This is a genomic window from Erythrobacter tepidarius, from assembly GCF_002155695.1.
GTDB classification, from domain to species: Bacteria; Pseudomonadota; Alphaproteobacteria; order Sphingomonadales; family Sphingomonadaceae; genus Erythrobacter; species Erythrobacter tepidarius.
Map to the genome: position 1 here is coordinate 142357 of NZ_MUYJ01000003.1, position 19819 is coordinate 162175.

Sequence of the window (19819 nt, forward strand, 5' to 3'; positions counted from 1 at the left end):
AAGCGCGCCTGTAGGGTGCCGCCCATGATCCACGTTCACCAGTTCCCCTGCCTGAGCGACAATTACGGCTACCTCGTCCACGATACGGTCAGCCACGAAACCGTGGCCATCGATACGCCCGATGCCAAGGCCTACCTGTTTGAAGCAGAGCAGAAGGGCTGGCGCATCACGCAAATCTGGAACACCCACTGGCACCCCGATCACGCGGGTGGCAACGAAACGATCAAGGCGGCGACCGGCTGCACTATCAGCGGGCCGGCGGAAGTCAGGGGCAAGTTCCCAATCGACCGCGTGGTTGCGCACGGCGAGACCTTGATGCTCGGCGCCGTGGAAGCCGCAGTCATCGACGTTTCGGGGCACACCAACGGCCACATCGCCTTCCATTTCGCCAGCGCGGGCATCGCCTTCGTCGGGGATTCGGTCTTTGCGCTCGGCTGCGGGCGGATGTTCGAAGGCGAACCCCGGCAGTTCTGGGAAAGCCTGAGCCGGATCAAGGCTCTCCCGCCCGAAACCCTGCTCTACTGCGCGCATGAATACACCGCCTCCAATGCCCGCTTTGCGCTTCATGCCGATCCGGACAACGCCGCTCTTGCCGCCTATGCCGAGGAAATCGCGGCCAAGCGCGCGGCAAACCAGTGGACCGTGCCGACCACGCTCGAACGCGAGCTTGCCACCAACCCCTTTCTGCGCGCCGACGATCCGGTGCTGATGGCGAAGTGGGGGGGCACTGCCCCGCACGAAACCTTTGCGGCGCTGCGCGCGGCCAAAGACGCGTTCTAGCCAGATGCAGGCCCTCAGGGTCGAACGCTTGGCGGAAGATTTCTCCGGCGTCACGCTGGCTGACCTGCCCCTGCCCCGGCGCGCGCCGGGCGAAGTGCTGGTGCGGGTGCGCGCAACCTCGCTCAATTTCCCCGACCTGCTGATGACGCGGGGCGGCTATCAGTTCAAACCCCAGTTGCCCTTCACCTGCGGGCTGGAATTTGCGGGCGAGGTGGTCGAAGCCGATCCGGCCAGCGGCTTTGCCGCGGGAGACAGGGTGATGGGCGGCAACAAGACCGGCGCCTTCGCCGAAGCGGCCTGCGTGCCCGCCGACAAGATTTCGCTGATGCCCAAGGGCATGGATTTCGCACAGGCCGCCGCGATGGGCGCGGCCTATGCCACCGCCTTCACCGGTCTGGTTGAACTCGGCGGATTGCAGCAGGACCAATGGGTGCTGGTCCACGGCGCGAGCGGCGGGGTGGGGCTTGCCGCCTGCGACCTGGCACGCGCGCTTGGCGCGAGGGTAATCGCCACGAGCGGCAGCGCGGACAAGCGCGAGCGCATTGCCGCTCTCGCTCGCCCAGAGGCCGTGATTCTCGCGAAGGGCCGGTTCCGCGACGAGGTGACAGAGATCACCGGCGGCCATCTCGCCGATATCGTCTTCGACCCCGTCGGTGGCGACGTGTTCGACGAATCGACCCGGTGCGTCGCCTTTGGTGGCAAGCTGGTGGTGGTCGGCTTCACCAGCGGGCGCATCGCCGAAATCGCCACCAATATTCCGCTGATCAAGGGGTTCAGCATCATTGGTCTGCGCGCCGGAGAATATGCCCGTCGCTTCCCCGATCGCGGCCGGGCAATCCATCGGGCCATAGCGAGCCTGGCCGAGGATGGCCGTATCACCCCAGCGATTGACCGCATCCTGCCGCTGTCACGCTGGCGCGAGGGCTTCGAAGCAATGGCAAACCGGCAAATCGTCGGCAAGGTGGTGTTCGTGCCGGGGCCTGATGCCGGGCCGTAAAACGATCTTTCCGCGAGCACGGCGAAGACTGGTCTTGCTCGCGCACCAGACCACGACGACGCCCGGGGTGGGCCTTATCCGCCGTGCCCCCGAAGGCCATAGCCGATCACCCTGCCGCAGGTATCCCGATTCGTTTCTGGCACGCCCAAGTCGGCAAGATCGGCTCGCAGCAGGCGCGAACGAGATCCGGCATCGCCGTTCTGCCCGATGAACGGGACAGTGACGCGGCTCTTGTTGGCAGTGCGATAGACGACGGTCGCTAGACAAGCCCAGGTCACTTCGATCCGCGTCTTGCAAGGGCCGGCCCCGACCACAGATGAAGCGGCCTCGCCGCTCCACGGGGGCTTTTTCCTCGGCGGCAAACGGCATCGCGGCCCCGCAGATCAGGCATCATCCACAAGGCGTCACATAAGCCGTGACATTCCTGCGGCTCGCCGTCCGATTATCACCCGCTCCAGACACGAAAAAGGGCGGCCCCGCTGGACCGCCCCCGTTCCATAACCGAACTCAACCCCCTACAGCGACGAGATGACCTCGTCGGCGAGCTTCTTGTCGGCCTTCTTGTCGTGGACCTTGGCAATCAGCGCCTTCGCCGCGGTAGAGGCGGCGGCGACTGCGTGCGCTTTGACCTCAGCAATCGCGGCGCGCTCGGCAGCGGCGATCTTGTCCTCGGCCATCTTCTGGCGGCGGGCGACCATTTCTTGGCTGTCGGCCTCGGCCTTGGCCCGGATTGCCTCAGCCTCTTTCCGCGCGCCGGCCAGCATCGCCTCGGCATCCTTTTCGGCCGATGCGATCTTCGCGGCATACTCGGCGCGCAGGGCTTCGGCTTCGGCGCGCAGCACCCTGGCTTCGTCGAGCGCCTTGCGGATCTCGGCAATCTTAGCGTCGAGCCCGCCGGTGATCATGGCGGGAACCTTCTTCCAGACCATGACCGCGATCAGCACCAGCATCGCGATCGATACGATCTGATAGGCTTCGAGTCCCGCCAGCGTCGGCTCGGCGTGGACGGCTTCGCCTGCAGCTTCGGACAGCACGTCAAACATGGTGCAGCGCCTCCTTCACGGCAGTCTCGGCTTGAGCCCTACTCACTTCCGCCCCGGCCAGGCGGTTCACGATATCCTGCGCGACTTCGATCGCCACATCCTCGATCTCGGCAAGCGCAGCCGTCCGGGTGGCGGCGATAGCAGCTTCGGCTTCCGCAAGACGTGCCTCGATCCGGGCCTGTGCGGCGGCGAGCTTGGCCTCGCTCGCCTTGGCGGCTTCGGCCTTGGCTTTGGCCAGAATCTCCTGAGCCGCCGCATGGCTGGCGTTTTCCCGCGCCCGCCAGGCGGCTTCCTCGGCATCGGCGGCGTCACGCGCGGCTTGGGCTGCGGCAAGATCAGCCGCGATCTGATCGTCACGCTGGGCCACGGTTGCCATCACCTTGGGCACCATGCCCCTGCCAACGATGAAATAGACAGCGCCGAAAAAGACCAGCAACCAGAAGATCTGGCTGGCATAGGTCTCCATCAGCTGGGCGATCTGAGGCATGGGCTTATGACCTTGCGCAGGTTTCAACAGGGATAGGGCCGGACGCCGGAACGACCCGCCGACCGACCCCAGACGTCAAGACATCAGGCGACGAAGATCAGGATCATCGCGACGACGAACGCGAGCAGGCCGAGAAGTTCGGCAGCCGCGAAGCCGATGAAGAGGCGGCCCTGCTGGCCGTCAGCCGCGCCGGGATTGCGCAGCGCGCTTTCGAGGAACGAACCGAAGACATTGCCCACGCCAATCGCGGCCATGCCGGCACCGATCGCTGCAAGGCCTGCGCCAACGAGCTTAGCTGCTTCTGCTTCCATTGTAAAAAACTCCTTGAAAATCAGTCTTGTTAAACGGGAAGGGTGAGAAACTCAATGAAGGTGTTCGGCATCGTTGATGTAGAGCGACGTCAACAAAGCGAAGACATAGGCCTGGATCCCCGCGACGAGGATTTCGAGCGCGCTGATCGCGATCATCAGCGCAAAGCTCGGAATGCTCACCAGCGCACCGATGCCGATCCCGGCATTCGCGCCGTTGATCACGAAGCCCGACAGGACCTTCAACAGCACGTGCCCCGCCATCATCGCCACGAACAGACGCAGCGCGAGACTGAAGGGACGGATCAGAAACGAGAACAGCTCGATCAGGAAAATGATCGGGATCATCGGCGCCGGCGTGCCATGGGGCACGAACAGGCTAAAGAAATGGAAGCCGTGCTTCCAGAAGCCGACGATCAGCACGATCGAGAAGCTGATCAGCGCCAGCACCCCGGTGACCGTGAAATGGCTGGTAAAGGTGAAGGGGTGCAGCCCGACCACCCCGAGCGGCAGGAGGCCGAGCAGGTTGGCGAACAGAATGAACATGAACAGCGAGAAGACATAGGGCACATATTTGCGCCCTTCCTTGCCGATATTGGCTTCGAGCATGTCATCAATGAAGCCGGTGAAGACCTCAACCGCCATCTGCCAGCGGCCAGGCACCAATTGACGCTTCAACCCGCCAGCGACGAAAAGCGCGACGACGAGCGTGGTGACCAGCATCCACATGGCGCTGTTGGTGAAGGAGAGATCGTATCCCGCGACTTCCCAGCGAACCAGCGGTTCGATGGTGAATTGGTGCATCGGGTCGACTTTACCCTGTTCGGCTGCCACGACTGCTCGATCCTCGAAAGTTTCATGTCAAACGCCTCCATCGCCGGGGCCGGCCTTCGGCAGCGGGGGCTAGCCCTCGATGTCCGAACGCTCGGCCGCGCCTGCGGAATGCGTTTGCGCCGCAAGAATGATGTTTCTGAAGGCCGACACCGTTCCGAGGAACAGGCCCACCAACAGACCCCAGGGCGTGGTGTGGACCAGCGCGTCGAACGCATAGCCGATCACCAGACCGCCGATAATCCCGCCCAGCAGGCTTGCCAGCACACGGTTGCCGCTGCGGTAATTCGCATCGGTTCCTTGCACCTTGGGCCGGTTGCGCTGTTCTTCGCGTTCGCGGGCAGCATTGAGCCGCGCCTCGAGCGCTTCGATCCGCGCATCCTCAAGGATGGGATCTCGGGCGGGTTTCTCGTCGTTCATGCCGGCCTCCCTAGGGGAAGGCCATCGCACACGCAACCAGCTGCCCGCCGAGGGCGCCGCCCCCTTAGAAGGGGGGCAGATAGCTGTCAACATCGCCAAATAGGCGAATTGTGCAGCTGCGAGAACTCAAGGACAGCGCGGGTCGCGGATCGGGGGGCCGGCGCCGCGGGTCTGCCACGATCCGTCAGGCGCCATGTATTTCTCGCCCGGGACGGTGCGGGCGATCGCCTGACACCCGGCGGTAAGCGCGTAGGCCTCCAGCGTCGCGTTGTTTTCCTTGGCCTTCTCGGTATAGATCGCGCGGCGCTTGATGTTGATGTCGTTGACCAGATCCTGCAGCGCCTTGTCCGCCGGGCCGACGATGCCGAGATAGCCGTCGGGCTGTTCGCCAATCTTGCCCGCGGCGCGCGCGGCGGCATAGGCCGGGTCGCGCTGGGCCAGCGCCGGGGCCGCCATCGGGCCAAGTGCGGCAAGCGCGGCAAGCGCGGGCAGAATTGCATTGCGCATCATTTCTCCTCCCTCGGAAAACCGGACATTCGGGCCTCGGGCAAGCCAGCGCCCCACCGTCAGAAGATGTCCGCGTTCTCCTCAATCGTGTTGGCCGCATCCTCGGCCAGACGGTAGATCACTTCCTGCCGGATGTTGATGTTGAGTTCGATCACGATCGGCTTTTCCGGCGCGGCGACGTTGATGCAACCTGCAAGAGCCGCCAAAAGGATCGCCGCCGCCATCGCGCGTCCGGCCGTTCGGTATCCTCGCCGTGCCATTGCTGCTGCCCCTTGCCCGCTTGTGGGCGAGGATGTGGCAGCGCGCGCCGGAACGGTCAATCCGCTGTGCTTCATGGCTGAACCTTGCTTTCGGGAGGTTGAACGGGTTTGGCAGGATTGGCGGGCACGAAGCGGCCGTTTTCGACCTTGAGCAGCCCGCGATCGACCGGATTGCCAAGGAAATCAACGTCCCAGAAGGATCGCACCATGGTCGCCAGCTCGTAGAAGTTCTCCGAACGGACATTGACCTTGAAGCGGATCGGCAGCTTCGCCAGCCGACGGGTGATGAAGTTCTGGCGGGCGCCGGCGCCCTGCCGCACACCATCGAAATCGAAATTGGTGATGATCTCGCCGCCGAGGCTGCCATTGAGGCCGACGCTCATCTGCCGGTAATCGAGCGATCGCAGCGCGGAGAAGGCGTAATTGCCCATCGTGCCGAGATCCTCATAGCTCAGCTCGCCGATATAGGCGACATTGCCCCCGCCTGCGCGGCTCAGCAGCACGCCCCCCTCGATCCGGCCATTTCCCTCCTTGTCGAACACGATCGGCACCGTGCCGTCGAAGGTGCCGGTGGCCGCGAGATTGGTGAGCTCCATCTGCGCCACGAATGTCGCCGCATCCAGCCCGGAGATCTCGAACACGTAGCGGCGTTCTTCGGGCTGGCTCAAATTCATCGCAAGCGGGCGCATGACCAGCTCGCCGCCCATGAAGGGGAAACGCGCGTCCTCGAGCCGCAGCAGCGTGCCGTTCTCGAGCGCAAATCGCACCTTGCCTGAAAGCACCTCGATCCCCGGATTGATCGCGGCTACGGCCAGCGTCTGGTCGGGTGCGGTGGTGAGATTGACGAGATCGGTGAATTCCACCTTGCCCCTCAACCCGCGCACGGGGCCGAAGGCAGCGGCAAAATCGAACCCGTCGCTGGCGAAGGTGCCGGAGCTGGTGATCGCATCGCCCTGCCAGTCGATCCGACCCTCGCCCGTCACCGTGCCGCTGGCAAGGGCAATCACGCCGGAGGCAAGAATGCTCAGATCGGCAGGCTGCAACCGCCTGTCGAAGACGAGGCCGGGAACGGCAAGACGCGCGCCGCCGCGGGCCGTGTCGAGATCATGGGTGAGGGTGACCTCGGCGACGAGGCGGTCGGATTCGGGGTGATGCAGGCGGGCCGCGGCGCGGATCGCGCTCTGGCTCAGCGTCAACACCGCGTCGCGCGCGGCAAGTGGGGTGAAGCGCGCCTCGCCCGCGGGCGCATGGCCAACCGGCCGGTCGGACAGGCGGAACTGCGCGCCGTCGATTCGCAGCACGCCACTGGCATAGGCCCAGCGCCCGTCGATCGCGTCGAGATCGAGCGGGACGGCATCGAGCCGCGCGGTCGCGCCGGCAAAATCGCCCCTCGCCTCACCCCTGAGGCGTCCTGACAGCTTTGCCGCGGTCAGCCGCAGCTCGCTCCCCGGCTCCCCCAGGCGCAGGGCCATATCACCGATCGCGAAGGGCGCAGGATAGCGCAATTGCACCTCCCCGGCCGAAATCCGCGCGGGCGAATCGCCAAGCCTTCCTGACAGCTCCAGCGGGCCGATATTGGCGGCCAGCCTCAGCCCATCGCGATAGGCGAGCAGCGGCGTACCGCGATCGGGGCACAGCGTCACCTGCTGACCGGAGAGTTCCAGCCCCGACAGCGCGAGCGAACGGAACCGGATCGGCATGCACCCGGTGCCGAGCGTGAGGCCGCGCGCGGGCGACCAGCCTCCTTCGAGCGGCAGATCGAGTCCGCGCACCCCGCCGCCGGGCAGATCGCCGCTTGCACTCACCAGTCCGTCGAAGCGCAGGCCGCCGCCGCGCGTCTGGCGCAAGCTGAGGCGCGGGATCGCCAACCGGTTCGCGCCCGCTGCATATTCGGCCATCGCCATGCGCATCGACCAGCCGCCGTCCGGCCCCTGCTCTATCCGCCCGTTGATCGCGGGAAGCCCCGCCCCGCCCATCAGCAGATTGCCGCGCAGGGCCACCAGCGCGCCGCCGGCGAACCCGGCATTGACCTGCGAGAGGGCGAGCACCCGTGCGCCGCTGCGGGTGGAAAGGCGCGCCTCGGGCACGATCACCGCAAGTTCGCCCGGCTTATGGCGCAGGATCGCCTCGGCGCGGAACCCCGCCCCCGCAAGCCCTCGCGTCAGCCCACCGCGCAGTCTGGCGAGCAGCGGGGCGAGCAAGGTGCCGCCAAGCCCCTCCTCGATCGCCGCCAATTTTTGTCCCAAAATCAGGTCGGCAGCCACCCCCTGGGCGGCGAGATCGCCCTGCCACTGTCCGCGCGCCGCCGTGTTGTCACCGCGCCAGCTGCCTTTGGCCTCAAGCCGCGCCAGCCTGCCCTGCGGCGCCGCGACCTCGCTCAGCGCCAGATCATGCGCGATGGCAAGGCCCGTTCCAGACCATTTGAGCTGGCCGTTGCCCACGAGCCTCTCGCCGGTAAGAAGGGCCAGCCCCAGCCCTGCGCCGCGCAGCGCGAAATCTCCCTCGGCCGCGGTGAAATCACGGGCAAATGCGATCTTCGTGCCGACATCCACCCGTGCCAGAGTGGCCCCGCCGCAGCGGATCGCGCCGAGCCGCAATGGCCCGTCGAAACGCGGCGCGCCCTTGGCCGTGGCAAGCTTACCGTAGAGCGTGGCGCGCTCGGCCCGGCACCCGTCCACCCCGAAGCCTGGCGCGGCAATCGCGAGTGTCCCGGCAAATCCGTCATCGAGCCGCCCGCCTCCCTCCAGCTTGACCCCGAGCGCACCGTAATCGCTTTCGATCAGCGCCCGGGCATCGACCAGCGCCACATCGATCGCAGGCAGACGCGGCGGCTCCTTGCTGTCGGTGAAGACCAGCGGGTCAAGCGCACCGAGGCTGAAGGTGCCGCCAAGATAGGTGCCATAAAGCCGAGCGCCCTCGATACGCACGCGCCGCAACTCCGGTCCCTGCCAGCCCACACCCAGCTCGACCACCATCCGCCGCGCGGTGAGATCGGGCCGCGCGGGGTTACCGACCACGAGGTTTTCGATCACTTGCGTTTCGGGGCCGATGGCGACGATGTCGTAGGTTGCGGCAATGCCGTTCTCGCGCAGGTAATTGTCGAGAAAATCGCCCGCAATCCGCTCCCGGTCGAGCCATGCGAAGCTCCCGGCGGCAAGCGCGATGACTGCGCTGCCGAGCCCGATCCGGCTCCGCCACCGGCGCGGCCACAGCCGCGCTCGCGTGGCTGGCGGAAGCGTTTTGTCATGCGTATCAGGCACCGCCATTGCGTGTTACCCTTGCGCCCATCGGCCCCCAAAGGCAATGATGCAGAAGACTGAATTCCTGCCGGAGGCGTGATTGCCGGAAGCTGAAGAAGGGTTCGATTTTGGCGAGGCCCCGCGGCCGGTTTCGCTCAAGGGCAAAGCTGCCGGCGAAGGGCACCGCGCCCGTCTGCGCCAGCGGCTGCTGACCGGCGGGGCCGAAGCGCTCGCCGATTACGAAGTGCTCGAATATCTCTTGTTCGCGGCGATACCGCGCGGCGATACCAAGCCCATCGCCAAGGCGCTGCTGGCACAGTTTGGCAGCCTCGCGGCCGTGCTTAACGCCGATCCCAAGGCGATGCAGCGGGTCAAGGGCGTGGGCGAGAACAGTGCGGCGGCATTGCGCGCGGTCGCGCTTGCGGCGCGCCGGATGACGCGGGGCGAAATCGTCGGCAAGCCGGTGCTCTCGAGTTGGCAGGCGCTGATCGACTACCTCACCACCGACATGGCGCACCTCACTTTCGAGCGGGTGCGGATCCTCTATCTCGACACCAGGAACCGCCTGATCGAGGACCATCACCTCGGCGACGGCTCGATCGACGAAGCCGCGATCCACCCGCGCGAAGTGATCCGCCGGGCAATGGACGTGGGTGCGAGTGCGATGATCCTCGTCCACAATCATCCCTCGGGGAGTCCCGAGCCGAGCCGGGCCGATATCCAGATCACCCAGCGCATCGCCGAGGCCGGGCGGCTGCTGGGCGTGAGCGTCCATGATCATGTCATCATCGGGCGTGAGGGGCACACCAGCCTGCGGGCCAGGGGGCTGATTTGAATGGGGTGACTGGCTAGCGCGGCCAGCGGCGCCGAATCGACGGGCTGCGGGGTCTGACGCTCGGCCCGGTGGATCTGCACCACGCTGCCTCTGCCGCGCGGGTGATTGCCGCCCTTCATCCCGCGCCGATCCGCTGAGACAGCGGGCGCGATCTTGCCTTGATCGCCCCCCTACCCTACCGCGCGCGCCGAATCTGCCATACCGGAGTCAACCATGGTCCCCCGCTACGCCCGCCCGCAAATGACCGCTCTGTGGGAGCCGGAAACCAAATATCGCATCTGGTTCGAGATCGAGGCGCATGCAACCCAGAAGCTCGCCGATCTGGGCGTCGTGCCGCAGTCCGCCGCCAAGGCGCTCTGGGACTGGTGGGCGACCAACCCCGCGATCGACGTTGCCGCGATCGACGCCATCGAGGCGGTCACCAAGCATGACGTGATCGCCTTCCTCGACTGGGTGGCGCGCGAAGTGGGCGAAGAAGCGCGCTTCATGCACCAGGGCATGACCAGCTCCGACGTGCTCGACACCACGCTTTCGGTGCAACTGGCCCGGGCAAGTGATATCCTGCTGGCCGATCTCGACGCGCTGCTCGCCGCGATCAAGACCCGGGCCGAGGAGCACAAATACACGCCCACCATCGGCCGCAGCCACGGCATCCACGCCGAGCCGGTGACCTTCGGGCTCAAGCTCGCGCAGGCCTATGCCGAATTCACCCGCTGCCGCGCACGGCTGCTCGCGGCACGTGCGGAGATCGCCACCTGCGCCATCAGCGGGGCGGTGGGCACCTTCGCCAATGTCGATCCGCGGGTCGAGGAATATGTCGCAGCCCAGCTCGGCCTGGCGATCGAGCCGGTTTCCACCCAGGTCATCCCGCGCGATCGCCATGCGATGTTCTTTGCCACGCTCGGCGTGATCGCCAGTTCGATCGAGCGCCTCGCCGTCGAAATCCGCCACCTGCAACGCACCGAGGTGCTGGAGGCGGAGGAATATTTCTCGCCGGGACAGAAGGGTTCGAGCGCGATGCCGCACAAGCGCAACCCGGTCCTCACCGAGAACCTAACGGGCCTGGCGCGCGTGGTGCGTTCCGCCGTCACCCCGGCGCTCGAGAACGTCGCGCTGTGGCACGAGCGGGATATTTCCCATTCCTCGGTCGAACGCTACATCGCCCCGGATGCGACGATCACGCTCGATTTCGCGCTCGTCCGGCTGACCGGGGTGATCGAGAAGCTGCTCATCTATCCCGAACGCATGGCGAAGAACCTCAACCGCATGGGCGGCCTGATCCATTCGCAGCGCGTGCTGCTGGCGCTCACCCAGGCAGGCCTCACCCGCGACGATGCCTACCGACTGGTGCAGCGCAACGCGATGAAGGTGTGGGAATCCGACGGCCAATTGTCGCTGCTCGATCTGCTCAAGGCCGATGCCGAAGTTACCGCCGCGCTCAGCCCTGAACAGCTCGAGGAGAAATTCGATCTCGCCTACCACTTCAAGCAGGTCGACACGATCTTCGCGCGGGTGTTCGGCTAGACGGCGCGCGGGCGATGCTGGACATGCGGCGCGAATCGCCTAGGCTTCGCGACGGAACGGGCCAAGGGGAGTCAGGCGCCTCGTGAAGATACTTCGTACCATCCTTTGGGTTCTCGCCGCCTTCGGCTTCCTGATCTTCGCGATCTACAACTGGACGCCGGTCGAGATCACGCTGTGGCAGAACCTCGTCATGGAAACCAAGCTGCCGGTGCTGGCGCTGCTCGTCTTCACCCTCGGGTTCCTGCCGCTGTGGGCCTATCACCAGAGCGTCAAGTGGAGCATGAGCCGCCGCATCCGGGCACTAGAGAACTCGCTGAAGCACACCGCGCTGGCGCGCCAGCACGAATCCCAGCCGGCCACCCATCCTGGGGAAAACCCTCCGGATAAGCCTGTGACCAAGCCGGCAGAGGCGCCCGAGCCTCTCACCCCAGCCGATCGGCCGGGTAACGGGGGCGCGGGCAAATGAGCAATCCGGTCTATCTCGCGCTTGACCTGCCGCAGCTCGAACCGGCCAAGGCGCTGGTCAACAAGGTCAAGGCGCATATCGGCGGGGTGAAGCTCGGCCTCGAGTTCTTCTGCGCCCACGGCGGGCATGGGGTGCACGAAATCGCCCATTGCGGCTTGCCGATCTTCCTCGATCTCAAGTTCCACGACATCCCCAACACCGTCGCTTCGGCGATGCAGGCGATCCATGTCTACCAGCCCGCGATCGTCACCGTCCATGCCAGCGGCGGGCGGGCGATGATGGAAGATGCCAAGGCCGCCGCCGCCGAGGGCTGCAAGGTCGTCGCCGTCACCATGCTCACCAGCATGGACGCGAGCGATCTCACCGCCACGGGCGTTTATGGCAGCGCCGAAACGCAGGTGATGCGCCTCGCCGAACTCGCCCATGCCGCAGGGCTCGACGGGATCGTGTGCTCCGGACAGGAAGTCGGGACGGTCAAGAAAGCGTGGAAGGACGGCTTCTTCGTCGTCCCCGGCCTCAGGCCCGCAGGCAGCGGCACCGGCGATCAGAAGCGGGTCGTCACCCCGCGTCAGGCCCGCGACAACGGCGCGAGCGTGCTGGTGATCGGCCGCCCGATCAGCCGTGCGGAAGACCCTGCCGCCGCCGCAAGGGCGATCGAGGCGACGCTTTAGGCACGCGGCCATGGCGGACACGGCAACGCCCAACCTGCCTTCCCGCGACTTGGCGGCGACCGCTGCGTTCTACGGCCGGCTCGGCTTCGCGGAGCACTACCGCTCGGATGCGTGGATGATCCTGTCACGCGGTTCGGTGACGCTGGAGTTCTTTGCCTATCCTGACCTCGATCCTTTTCGGTCATCCTTCAGCTGCTGCCTCAGGCTCGACGATCTGGGCGCGATGATGGCGCTGGTCGAAGCCAGCGGCGTTCCCGATGCGCGCCGCGGCATCCCGCGCTATCACCCTGCCGCGCCCGATCCGAGCGGGCTTACCATCGCCTATCTGATCGATCCCGACGGAACTCTCCTGCGCCTGATCCAGAACGAGCGCGCATGACCGAAACCTTTGCGATCACCACGGCCACCCCGGCCGATGCGCCCGAGCTGAAAGAGCTGCTCGAAGCCGCCTATCGCGGGGATTCGGCGCGTCAGGGGTGGAATCACGAGGCCGATATTCTCGACGACGAGCGGATCGGCCCGGGCGAGCTGGAAGCGATGCTGGCCGATCCGGCGGTGACGATCCTGACCGCGCGGGCGCAGGTGCGGCTGATCGGCTGCGTCGCGGTGACGCGCAAGAGCGCAAGCCTCGGCTATCTCGGGATGCTGTGCGTCTCGCCGCCGCGGCAATCGGCCGGGCTTGGCCGAAAGTTGCTCGATGCCGCCGAAGACCACGCCCGCGCGCTTGGCCTTGCCGCAATCGAGATGACGGTTATCGACAGCCGGACAAGCCTCATCGCGTGGTACAGGCGGCGCGGCTATGCCTTCACCGGCGAGACCCGCCCCTTCCCCATCCTGCGCGAACCGCCGATCACCTTCGTGGTGCTGGAAAAGCCGCTCGGCCCCGCGTAAGGCCGCGCGCATGAGCGGCACTCTCGTCAAGATTTGCGGGCTTTCCACGCCAGAAACCCTGTGCGCAGCCGTGCAGGCGGGGGCAAGCCATGTCGGGCTGGTGCACTTCCCCAAAAGCCCGCGCCATGTCTCGGTGGCCAAGGCGGCGATGCTGCGGCGCGATCTGCCCGATACGGTTGGCGTGGTGTTGCTGGTGGTCGATCCCGAACCCCAGGCGCTGGCCGAGGCGATCCGCCTGATCGGCCCGACGGTGGTGCAGTTTCACGGGGCCGAGCCGCCCGACCGCCTCGCCCGCACGCGTGCGGAGTTCGGCGTGGAGGTGTGGAAGGCGTTGGGCGTCAAAGACGCGGCTGCGCTCGAGAAAGCCGCGCCCTATCACGGCGCGGCCGATCGCCTGCTGTTCGATGCCCCCGCCTCCAGCCTGCCGGGCGGCAATGGCGCGGCCTTCGACTGGAATCTGCTGCGCTTCTATCGTGGCCCGACGCCGTGGGGCCTTGCCGGCGGCCTCAACCCGGCCAATGTCGCCGAAGCGATCCGCCTCACCGGCGCGCCGCTGGTGGATACATCCTCGGGGGTCGAACGTTCCCCAGGGATCAAGGACGTGGACAAGATCGCGGCCTTCTGCAAAGCGGCACGCATATGAACACACCTCTCAACTCCTTCCGCAACCTGCCGGACGAGCGCGGCCATTTCGGCCAGTTCGGCGGGCGCTATGTCGCCGAGACGCTGATGCCGCTGGTGCTCGATCTCGAGCGCGAATACCGCAAGGCGCAGCAAGACCCTGCGTTTCAGGCGGAGTTCGACGACCTGCTGGAGCACTACGTCGGCCGTCCCTCGCCGCTCTATTTCGCGCCGCGTCTCACCGAAGAACTCGGCGGCGCGCAGGTGTGGTTCAAGCGCGACGAGCTCAATCACACCGGCGCGCACAAGATCAACAACTGCATCGGCCAGATCCTGCTCGCGATCCGCATGGGCAAGACCCGCATCATCGCCGAGACCGGCGCGGGCCAGCACGGTGTGGCGACCGCGACGGTCTGCGCGCGCTTCGGCCTGCCTTGCGTGATCTACATGGGTGCCGAGGACGTGAAGCGCCAGTCGCCCAACGTGTTCCGGATGAAGCTGCTGGGGGCCGAGGTGGTTCCTGTCACCAGCGGCGGCGCGACGCTCAAGGACGCGATGAACGAAGGGCTGCGCGACTGGGTCGCCAATGTCCACGATACCTTCTACATCATCGGCACCGCAGCCGGCCCGCACCCCTATCCCGAGATGGTGCGCAACTTCCAGAGCGTGATCGGTAAGGAAGCCCGCGCCCAGATGCTCGACCGCACCGGCCGCCTGCCCGACCTGCTGGTCGCGGCGATCGGCGGCGGGTCGAACGCGCTGGGGCTGTTTCATCCCTTCCTCGATGATCCGAGCGTGAAGATGCTCGGCGTCGAAGCCGCGGGCCGCGGCCTCGACGGGGACGAACATGCTGCGAGCCTGCTCGGCGGATCGCCCGGCGTGCTCCACGGCAATCGCACCTATCTGCTGCAGGACGCCGACGGCCAGATTACCGAGGGCCATTCGATCAGCGCCGGGCTCGACTACCCCGGCATCGGCCCGGAGCACGCGTGGCTCAAGGAATCGGGTCGCGTCGATTACACCGCCGTCACCGACGAGGAGGCATTGGACGCCTTCCAGCTGCTCTGCCGCACCGAGGGAATCATTCCTGCGCTCGAGCCTTCGCACGCCATCGCCGCGGTGAAGAAGGTCGCGCCGACCATGCCGAAGGACAGCATCATCCTCGCCAACCTGTGCGGGCGCGGCGACAAGGACATCTTCACCGTGGCCGACAGGCTGGGGGTGGCCCTGTGAGCCGCTTCGCATCGGCATTCGGTAAACCCCGCCCTGCGCTCGTCTGCTTCATCACCGCAGGCGACGGCGACACCGCGGCCAATCTCGATGCGCTGGTCGAAGCCGGGGCGGACGTGATCGAACTGGGGATGCCCTTCACCGATCCCATGGCGGATGGCCCCGCGATCCAGAGCGCCAATCTGCGCTCGCTCGGCGCAGGCACGACCACGGCGGACGTGCTGCGCTATGCCACGGAGTTCCGCGCCCGGCACCCGAACGTGCCGCTGGTGCTGATGGGCTACGCCAACCCGATGGTGCGGCGCGGGCCGGAATGGTTCGCCGAGGCTGCCGCCGCAGCCGGCGTCGATGGCGTCATCTGTGTCGACATTCCGCCCGAGGAGGACTTCGATAGCCCTTGGGCGCTCGGCCCGGCCCTGCGCGAGCGTGGCATCGCCCCGATCCGCCTTGCCACCCCCACCACCGACTCAGCCCGCCTGCCGCAGGTGCTCGCAGGCAGCGAAGGCTTCCTCTACTACGTCTCGGTCGCCGGGATCACTGGCAAGCAGCAAGCCGCCATCGCCAGCATCAAGGAGAATGTGGCGCGCATCAAGCAGTCGACCGAGCTGCCCGTCGCGGTCGGCTTCGGGGTGCGCACCCCCGAACAGGCCGGAGAAATCGCGCGGCATGCGGACGGCGTCGTGGTCGGCTCGGCGCTGGTCGAGATTTGCGGCGCATATGGCGCCGAGGCTCCTGCCAAGCTAAGGGAACTGACCGCTGCTCTGGCCCATGCGGTGCACACCGCCCGACAGGACTAACGCCCATGAACTGGTTCACCCGCGTCCGCAATTCGCTCGGCTTCTCGGCTGGCAAGAAGACCACCGAGAAGGACCTGTGGATCAAATGCCCGTCCTGTCAGGAGATGCTGTTCGTCCAGGAATACGAGGCAAACCTTTCGGTCTGCCCCAAGTGCGAGCATCACGGGCGGATCGGCGCCGATGCGCGTCTTGCGCTGCTGCTCGATCCGGGCTTCGAGATCCTGCCCCTGCCCAAGGTGACCGAGGATCCGCTCCAGTTCAAGGACACCAAGAAATACACCGACCGCCTCAAGGCCGCACGCGCGGCGAACCCTTACGAGGATGCCTTCGTGGTCGCCTCGGGCACGATCGACACGCGCGCAGCGGTGGTTGGCGTGCAGGATTTCAACTTCATGGGCGGCTCGATGGGCATGGCTGTGGGCCAGGCCTTCTGTGAGGGCGCGCAGAAAGCGATCGAGCGGCGCTGTGCCTATGTCGTGGTGACCGCGGCAGGCGGCGCACGGATGCAGGAGGGGATCCTCTCGCTCATGCAGATGCCGCGCACGACGGTGATGACGCGACGCCTGAAGCAGGCCGGCCTGCCCTACATCGTGGTGCTCACCGATCCCACCACCGGCGGAGTGACGGCGAGCTACGCCATGCTCGGCGACATCCACATTGCCGAGCCGGGCGCGCTGATCGGCTTTGCCGGCCAGCGTGTGATTCAGGATACGATCCGCGAACAACTGCCCGAAGGCTTCCAACGCGCGGAATATCTCCACAAGCACGGGATGGTCGACATGGTGGTGCCGCGCCGCGAGCTCAAGAAGACGCTGGCGAGCGTGCTTGACTACCTCACCCCGGTAAAGGCGGCTTGACGCCCGGTGCGCGACTTCGGGCGGTCGGACGATCCGCGGGTTCAGGCCCAGCTTGATCGCCTCGCCGCGCTGAGCCTGCCGCAGGGCCGGCTTGGCCTCGATACGATCCGCGCGCTGATGGAGCGCCTCGGCAATCCGCATCGCAAGCTGCCGCCAGTGTTTCATGTCGCTGGGACCAACGGCAAGGGTTCCACCTGCGCTTTCCTGCGGGCGATGCTGGAGGCGCAAGGGTATCGCGTCCACGTCACCACCAGCCCGCACCTCGTGCGCTACAACGAACGCATCCGCATCGCAGGCGGGCTGATTTCCGATGCGATGCTGGCCGATGTGCTGAGGGAGGTTCTGGACGCTGGCGAGGCCTTGGGGCCGAGCTTCTTCGAAGTCACCATCGCCGCGGCCTTCCTCGCTTTCTCGCGCGTCCCCGCCGATGCCTGCGTGGTCGAAGTCGGCATGGGCGGGCGCTTCGATGCAACCAACGTGCTGGAGCCAGACGTGCTCGCCGCCTGCGGCATCGCCGCGCTCGGGCTGGATCACGAACGATTCCTGCTCGCGCCCGAGGAGGGGGTGCCGCAAGAGCCGATGGCGCGAATCGCCTTCGAGAAGGCGGGGATTGCCAAGCGGGGGGTGCCGCTGGTGACGATGCATCAGACCTACCCGCCCGAAGCGCAGGCGGCGATCCGGGCGGTTGCCGCGCGCGCCGGCGCGCTGCTGCACGAGGGCTTCACCGACTGCCACCCCTTCGCAGGCCGGGCCACGCTGCTGTTCGGGGCGCACGCCGAGCTTCCCCTGTTCCCTGCGCTCCCCGGCGAGCACCAGGCGCGCAATCTGTGCCTCGCTGTCTCGATGCTGCTGGTGCAGGATCGACTGGCGATCACGCCCGAGGCGATTACGGCAGGAGCGCGCGAAGCCCGCTGGCCCGCCCGGATGCAGCGCCTTGGCCCCGGCCCGCTGACCGCGCTTGCCCCCAAGCAGCCCGTGTGGCTCGATGGCGGCCATAACCCCAGCGCGGGCGCCGCCATTGCGGCGCATATCGACGGGCCGCTGCACCTCGTTATCGGGATGATCGCTGGCAAGGACCCGCGCGCCCTCATCGCGCCTCTGGCGGGCCGCATCCGCACGCTGACGGTGGTGCCGGTGCCAGGGCACGAGTGCCATCCGGCAAGCGCCTTCGGCCCGGATGCGCGCGCCGCCGCCGATGTCGCGGCCGCGCTGCGCGGCCTGCCGGCGGACGGCTACCCGATCCTGATCGCCGGCTCGCTCTACCTCGCGGGGGAGGTGCTGCGATTGAACGACGAGCTGCCGGACTAGATTTCCGGCTCGGGCGGCGGCGCATTGTCTGACCGGCCCGAACGGGCTTGCCGCACCCATTCGATCACGCACAGCACCACCGCGAAGCCGCCGATCCCGGTCGTCAGCAGGAACACGTCGTAATAGCCCTGCGTCTCGATCATCTGGCCAAGCGCCGGGCGGCCCAGCGTTCCCACCAGCATGGTGAGCGAGGACAGCAGCGCATATTGCACCGCGCTGTAACCCTTGGCGACCACGCTCGAGAGATAGGCGACAAAGGCCGCGCCCGCGATGCCGACCGCGATGTTCTCCATGCCGATGGTCAGCATCAGCCGCGCCATGCGGTCATCGGCGCCGAAAAGTCCGGCCAGCCAGGTGAAGCCGGACAGGTCGCTCGCCGCCTGCATCCGCGCGCCGCCGATGGCGAGATCGGCATAGAAAAGGTTGGTGGCCGCCGCGATTACCGCGCCCAGCGTAAGGGTGCTCATACGGCCGATCACCGTCAGCAGCGTGCCGCCCAGCGCCAGGCCGACGATCAGTGCCCCCACCCCGAAGAACTTCGAGGCTATCGCCACCTCGTCCTTGGTATATTGCAGCTCGCCCAGATAGAAGGGGTAGGCAAAGCTGCCCCAGATCGCATCGGTGATGCGGTAGGACAGCACCAGCGCGATCACCAGCACCGCCGCCCATTTGAGCCGCCCGATGATCTCGGCGAGCGGCAGGATCAAGGCCCGGTAGCCATGATCGAGCGCTGTATCGAGCGCGCTGCTGGCGGGCGCATCGGCGGTGAGCACGTAGCGGCCCTGCTTCCTCATCGCCTCCAGCCAGCCCGCGATCAGGCCGGGGATCACCACGGTCGCAATCACGATCAGCGGGCCCATCCGGCTGACGAATTCGGTCGAATCAGGGCGTGACTCAGGCGTGGTGGCGAGCGAGCGGATCATGAAATCGAGCACCGTCAACAAGGCCCAGGCCCACAGCACCGCCACCGCGCCCAGCGCATAGGCGCGCACCCGCGGGGTGATCTGCCCGCCCTGCCGCAGCGTGCCGAGATTGGCGCGCTCGCTCGCCAGCGCGGCGGCAGAACGCTCGGCATCGGGCGCGAACAGGCCAAGCAGGCCCACCGCCAGCAGGATCGCACCCATGCTGGCGAACACCGTCGGCCAGCCCAGCCGCTCGGCCATGAACAGCGCCAGCGCGCCGCCCACCAGCGCGGCGACACGGTAGCCCATCTGAAACACGGTCGAGAGGATGTCGATCGTCGCCACTTCATCCGCGACATCGACGCGCCAGGCGTCGATCACCACGTCCTGTGTGGCGCTGGCGAAGGCACCGATCCCCGCCAACAGCGAGAACACCCCGAGCGAGGCGAGCGGATCGAGCACCGAGAGCACCACCAGAATGCTTCCCAGCAGCAATTGCGCGGTGACGATCCACTGCTTGCGCTTGCCCAGCCTGCGCAGGCCCGGAAGGTCGATCCGGTCGAGCGCGGGCGACCACAGGAACTTGAAGGCATAGGCCAGCCCGATCAGCGAGAACACGCCCATCGTCTCGACATCGACCCGGGCATCGGTCAGCCAGGCGTAGAGCGTGCCGAGCAGCAGCGCGTAGGGCAGCCCGCTGGCGAATCCGAACAGCAGGACATAGCCGGTCTTGGGATGGCGTAGCGAGGCTGCCAGCCGCAGCCAGCGCGACAGGCGCGTTTGAGGTTCGAGAGCGGCTTCGGCCATTGACGGTCCCATGCTGTCGACGCAGACTTGCCCCGCGC

22 protein-coding genes are annotated in these 19819 nt (G+C 66.7%); 13 read left to right on the forward strand and 9 right to left on the reverse strand.

Translation table 11 applies throughout. The features are described 5' to 3' along the window. The first annotated feature begins 24 nt into the window (after positions 1 to 24). Both gloB and BZF61_RS03715 read left to right on the forward strand, forming a co-directional pair. Entirely contained in the window at positions 25 to 780 is a 756-nt protein-coding gene (gloB, locus tag BZF61_RS03710) for a hydroxyacylglutathione hydrolase (RefSeq protein WP_086617300.1), read from the forward strand. 4 nt (positions 781 to 784) lie between these two features. Next, positions 785 to 1777, forward strand: coding sequence for an NADPH:quinone oxidoreductase family protein (locus tag BZF61_RS03715; protein WP_086617301.1), 993 nt, complete (start codon positions 785 to 787; stop codon positions 1775 to 1777). A gap of 515 nt (positions 1778 to 2292) precedes the next feature. Here BZF61_RS03715 and BZF61_RS03720 read toward each other — a convergent pair. From BZF61_RS03720 to BZF61_RS03755, 8 genes are all read right to left on the reverse strand, one after another. Continuing rightward, entirely contained in the window at positions 2293 to 2820 is a 528-nt protein-coding gene (locus tag BZF61_RS03720) for a F0F1 ATP synthase subunit B family protein (protein WP_086617302.1), read from the reverse strand. Continuing rightward, positions 2813 to 3307, reverse strand: coding sequence for a F0F1 ATP synthase subunit B family protein (locus tag BZF61_RS03725; protein ID WP_086617303.1), 495 nt, complete (start codon positions 3305 to 3307; stop codon positions 2813 to 2815). Before BZF61_RS03725 ends, BZF61_RS03720 begins: the two co-directional genes overlap by 8 nt. 83 nt (positions 3308 to 3390) lie before the next feature. Then, positions 3391 to 3618, reverse strand: coding sequence for a F0F1 ATP synthase subunit C (locus tag BZF61_RS03730; RefSeq protein ID WP_027442220.1), 228 nt, complete (start codon positions 3616 to 3618; stop codon positions 3391 to 3393). A 51-nt stretch (positions 3619 to 3669) separates the two neighbouring features. After that, positions 3670 to 4449, reverse strand: coding sequence for a F0F1 ATP synthase subunit A (locus BZF61_RS03735; RefSeq protein WP_086617304.1), 780 nt, complete (start codon positions 4447 to 4449; stop codon positions 3670 to 3672). Between the two features lie 69 nt (positions 4450 to 4518). After that, positions 4519 to 4866, reverse strand: a complete 348-nt coding sequence (locus BZF61_RS03740; RefSeq protein WP_086617305.1) for an AtpZ/AtpI family protein — start codon at positions 4864 to 4866, stop codon at positions 4519 to 4521. A gap of 126 nt (positions 4867 to 4992) precedes the next feature. Further along, entirely contained in the window at positions 4993 to 5376 is a 384-nt protein-coding gene (locus BZF61_RS03745) for a YdbL family probable chaperone protein (RefSeq protein WP_086617306.1), read from the reverse strand. 56 nt (positions 5377 to 5432) lie between these two features. Further along, complete coding sequence (locus BZF61_RS03750; RefSeq protein WP_086617307.1) at positions 5433 to 5597, reverse strand: YnbE family lipoprotein; 165 nt, start codon at positions 5595 to 5597, stop codon at positions 5433 to 5435. Positions 5598 to 5704: 107 nt separating this feature from the next. Next, on the reverse strand, positions 5705 to 8899 hold the full coding sequence (locus tag BZF61_RS03755) for an intermembrane phospholipid transport protein YdbH family protein (RefSeq protein WP_086617308.1): 3195 nt from the start codon (positions 8897 to 8899) through the stop codon (positions 5705 to 5707). A 73-nt stretch (positions 8900 to 8972) separates the two neighbouring features. Here BZF61_RS03755 and radC point away from each other — a divergent pair, with 73 nt between their 5' ends. The 11 genes from radC to BZF61_RS03810 all read left to right on the forward strand — a co-directional run bounded on the left by radC (position 8973) and on the right by BZF61_RS03810 (position 18072). Next, a complete protein-coding gene (gene radC, locus BZF61_RS03760) occupies positions 8973 to 9707 on the forward strand; it encodes a RadC family protein (RefSeq protein WP_086617309.1) in 735 nt (244 codons plus the stop codon). Between the two features lie 213 nt (positions 9708 to 9920). Next, the gene (gene purB, locus BZF61_RS03765) at positions 9921 to 11231 is read left to right on the forward strand and encodes an adenylosuccinate lyase (RefSeq protein WP_086617310.1); all 1311 of its coding nucleotides are present in this window, start codon (positions 9921 to 9923) and stop codon (positions 11229 to 11231) included. Between the two features lie 82 nt (positions 11232 to 11313). Further along, positions 11314 to 11697, forward strand: a complete 384-nt coding sequence (locus BZF61_RS03770; RefSeq protein ID WP_086617311.1) for a LapA family protein — start codon at positions 11314 to 11316, stop codon at positions 11695 to 11697. After that, positions 11694 to 12368 (forward strand): orotidine-5'-phosphate decarboxylase, encoded by a 675-nt coding sequence (gene pyrF / locus BZF61_RS03775; RefSeq protein WP_086617312.1) that lies wholly within the window; start codon positions 11694 to 11696, stop codon positions 12366 to 12368. Before BZF61_RS03770 ends, pyrF begins: the two co-directional genes overlap by 4 nt. A gap of 10 nt (positions 12369 to 12378) precedes the next feature. Next, complete coding sequence (locus BZF61_RS03780; protein ID WP_086617313.1) at positions 12379 to 12747, forward strand: bleomycin resistance protein; 369 nt, start codon at positions 12379 to 12381, stop codon at positions 12745 to 12747. Then, entirely contained in the window at positions 12744 to 13259 is a 516-nt protein-coding gene (locus BZF61_RS03785) for a GNAT family N-acetyltransferase (protein WP_086617314.1), read from the forward strand. Before BZF61_RS03780 ends, BZF61_RS03785 begins: the two co-directional genes overlap by 4 nt. A gap of 10 nt (positions 13260 to 13269) precedes the next feature. Then, positions 13270 to 13902, forward strand: coding sequence for a phosphoribosylanthranilate isomerase (locus BZF61_RS03790; RefSeq protein WP_086617315.1), 633 nt, complete (start codon positions 13270 to 13272; stop codon positions 13900 to 13902). Then, complete coding sequence (trpB, locus tag BZF61_RS03795) at positions 13899 to 15113, forward strand: tryptophan synthase subunit beta (protein WP_086617316.1); 1215 nt, start codon at positions 13899 to 13901, stop codon at positions 15111 to 15113. The genes BZF61_RS03790 and trpB overlap by 4 nt, the downstream gene beginning before the upstream one ends. Then, positions 15110 to 15907, forward strand: coding sequence for a tryptophan synthase subunit alpha (trpA, locus tag BZF61_RS03800; protein WP_086617317.1), 798 nt, complete (start codon positions 15110 to 15112; stop codon positions 15905 to 15907). Before trpB ends, trpA begins: the two co-directional genes overlap by 4 nt. A 5-nt stretch (positions 15908 to 15912) precedes the next feature. Next, positions 15913 to 16764, forward strand: coding sequence for an acetyl-CoA carboxylase, carboxyltransferase subunit beta (accD, locus tag BZF61_RS03805; protein WP_086617318.1), 852 nt, complete (start codon positions 15913 to 15915; stop codon positions 16762 to 16764). A gap of 6 nt (positions 16765 to 16770) precedes the next feature. Next, positions 16771 to 18072 (forward strand): bifunctional folylpolyglutamate synthase/dihydrofolate synthase, encoded by a 1302-nt coding sequence (locus tag BZF61_RS03810; protein WP_086617319.1) that lies wholly within the window; start codon positions 16771 to 16773, stop codon positions 18070 to 18072. On the opposite strand, the gene BZF61_RS03815 is transcribed toward BZF61_RS03810, so the two are convergent. Then, positions 18069 to 19781: an AmpG family muropeptide MFS transporter gene (locus BZF61_RS03815; protein WP_086617320.1), complete on the reverse strand. Its 1713-nt coding sequence runs from the start codon at positions 19779 to 19781 to the stop codon at positions 18069 to 18071. The two genes, BZF61_RS03810 and BZF61_RS03815, sit on opposite strands and share 4 nt — an antisense overlap. Positions 19782 to 19819 lie beyond the last annotated feature (38 nt).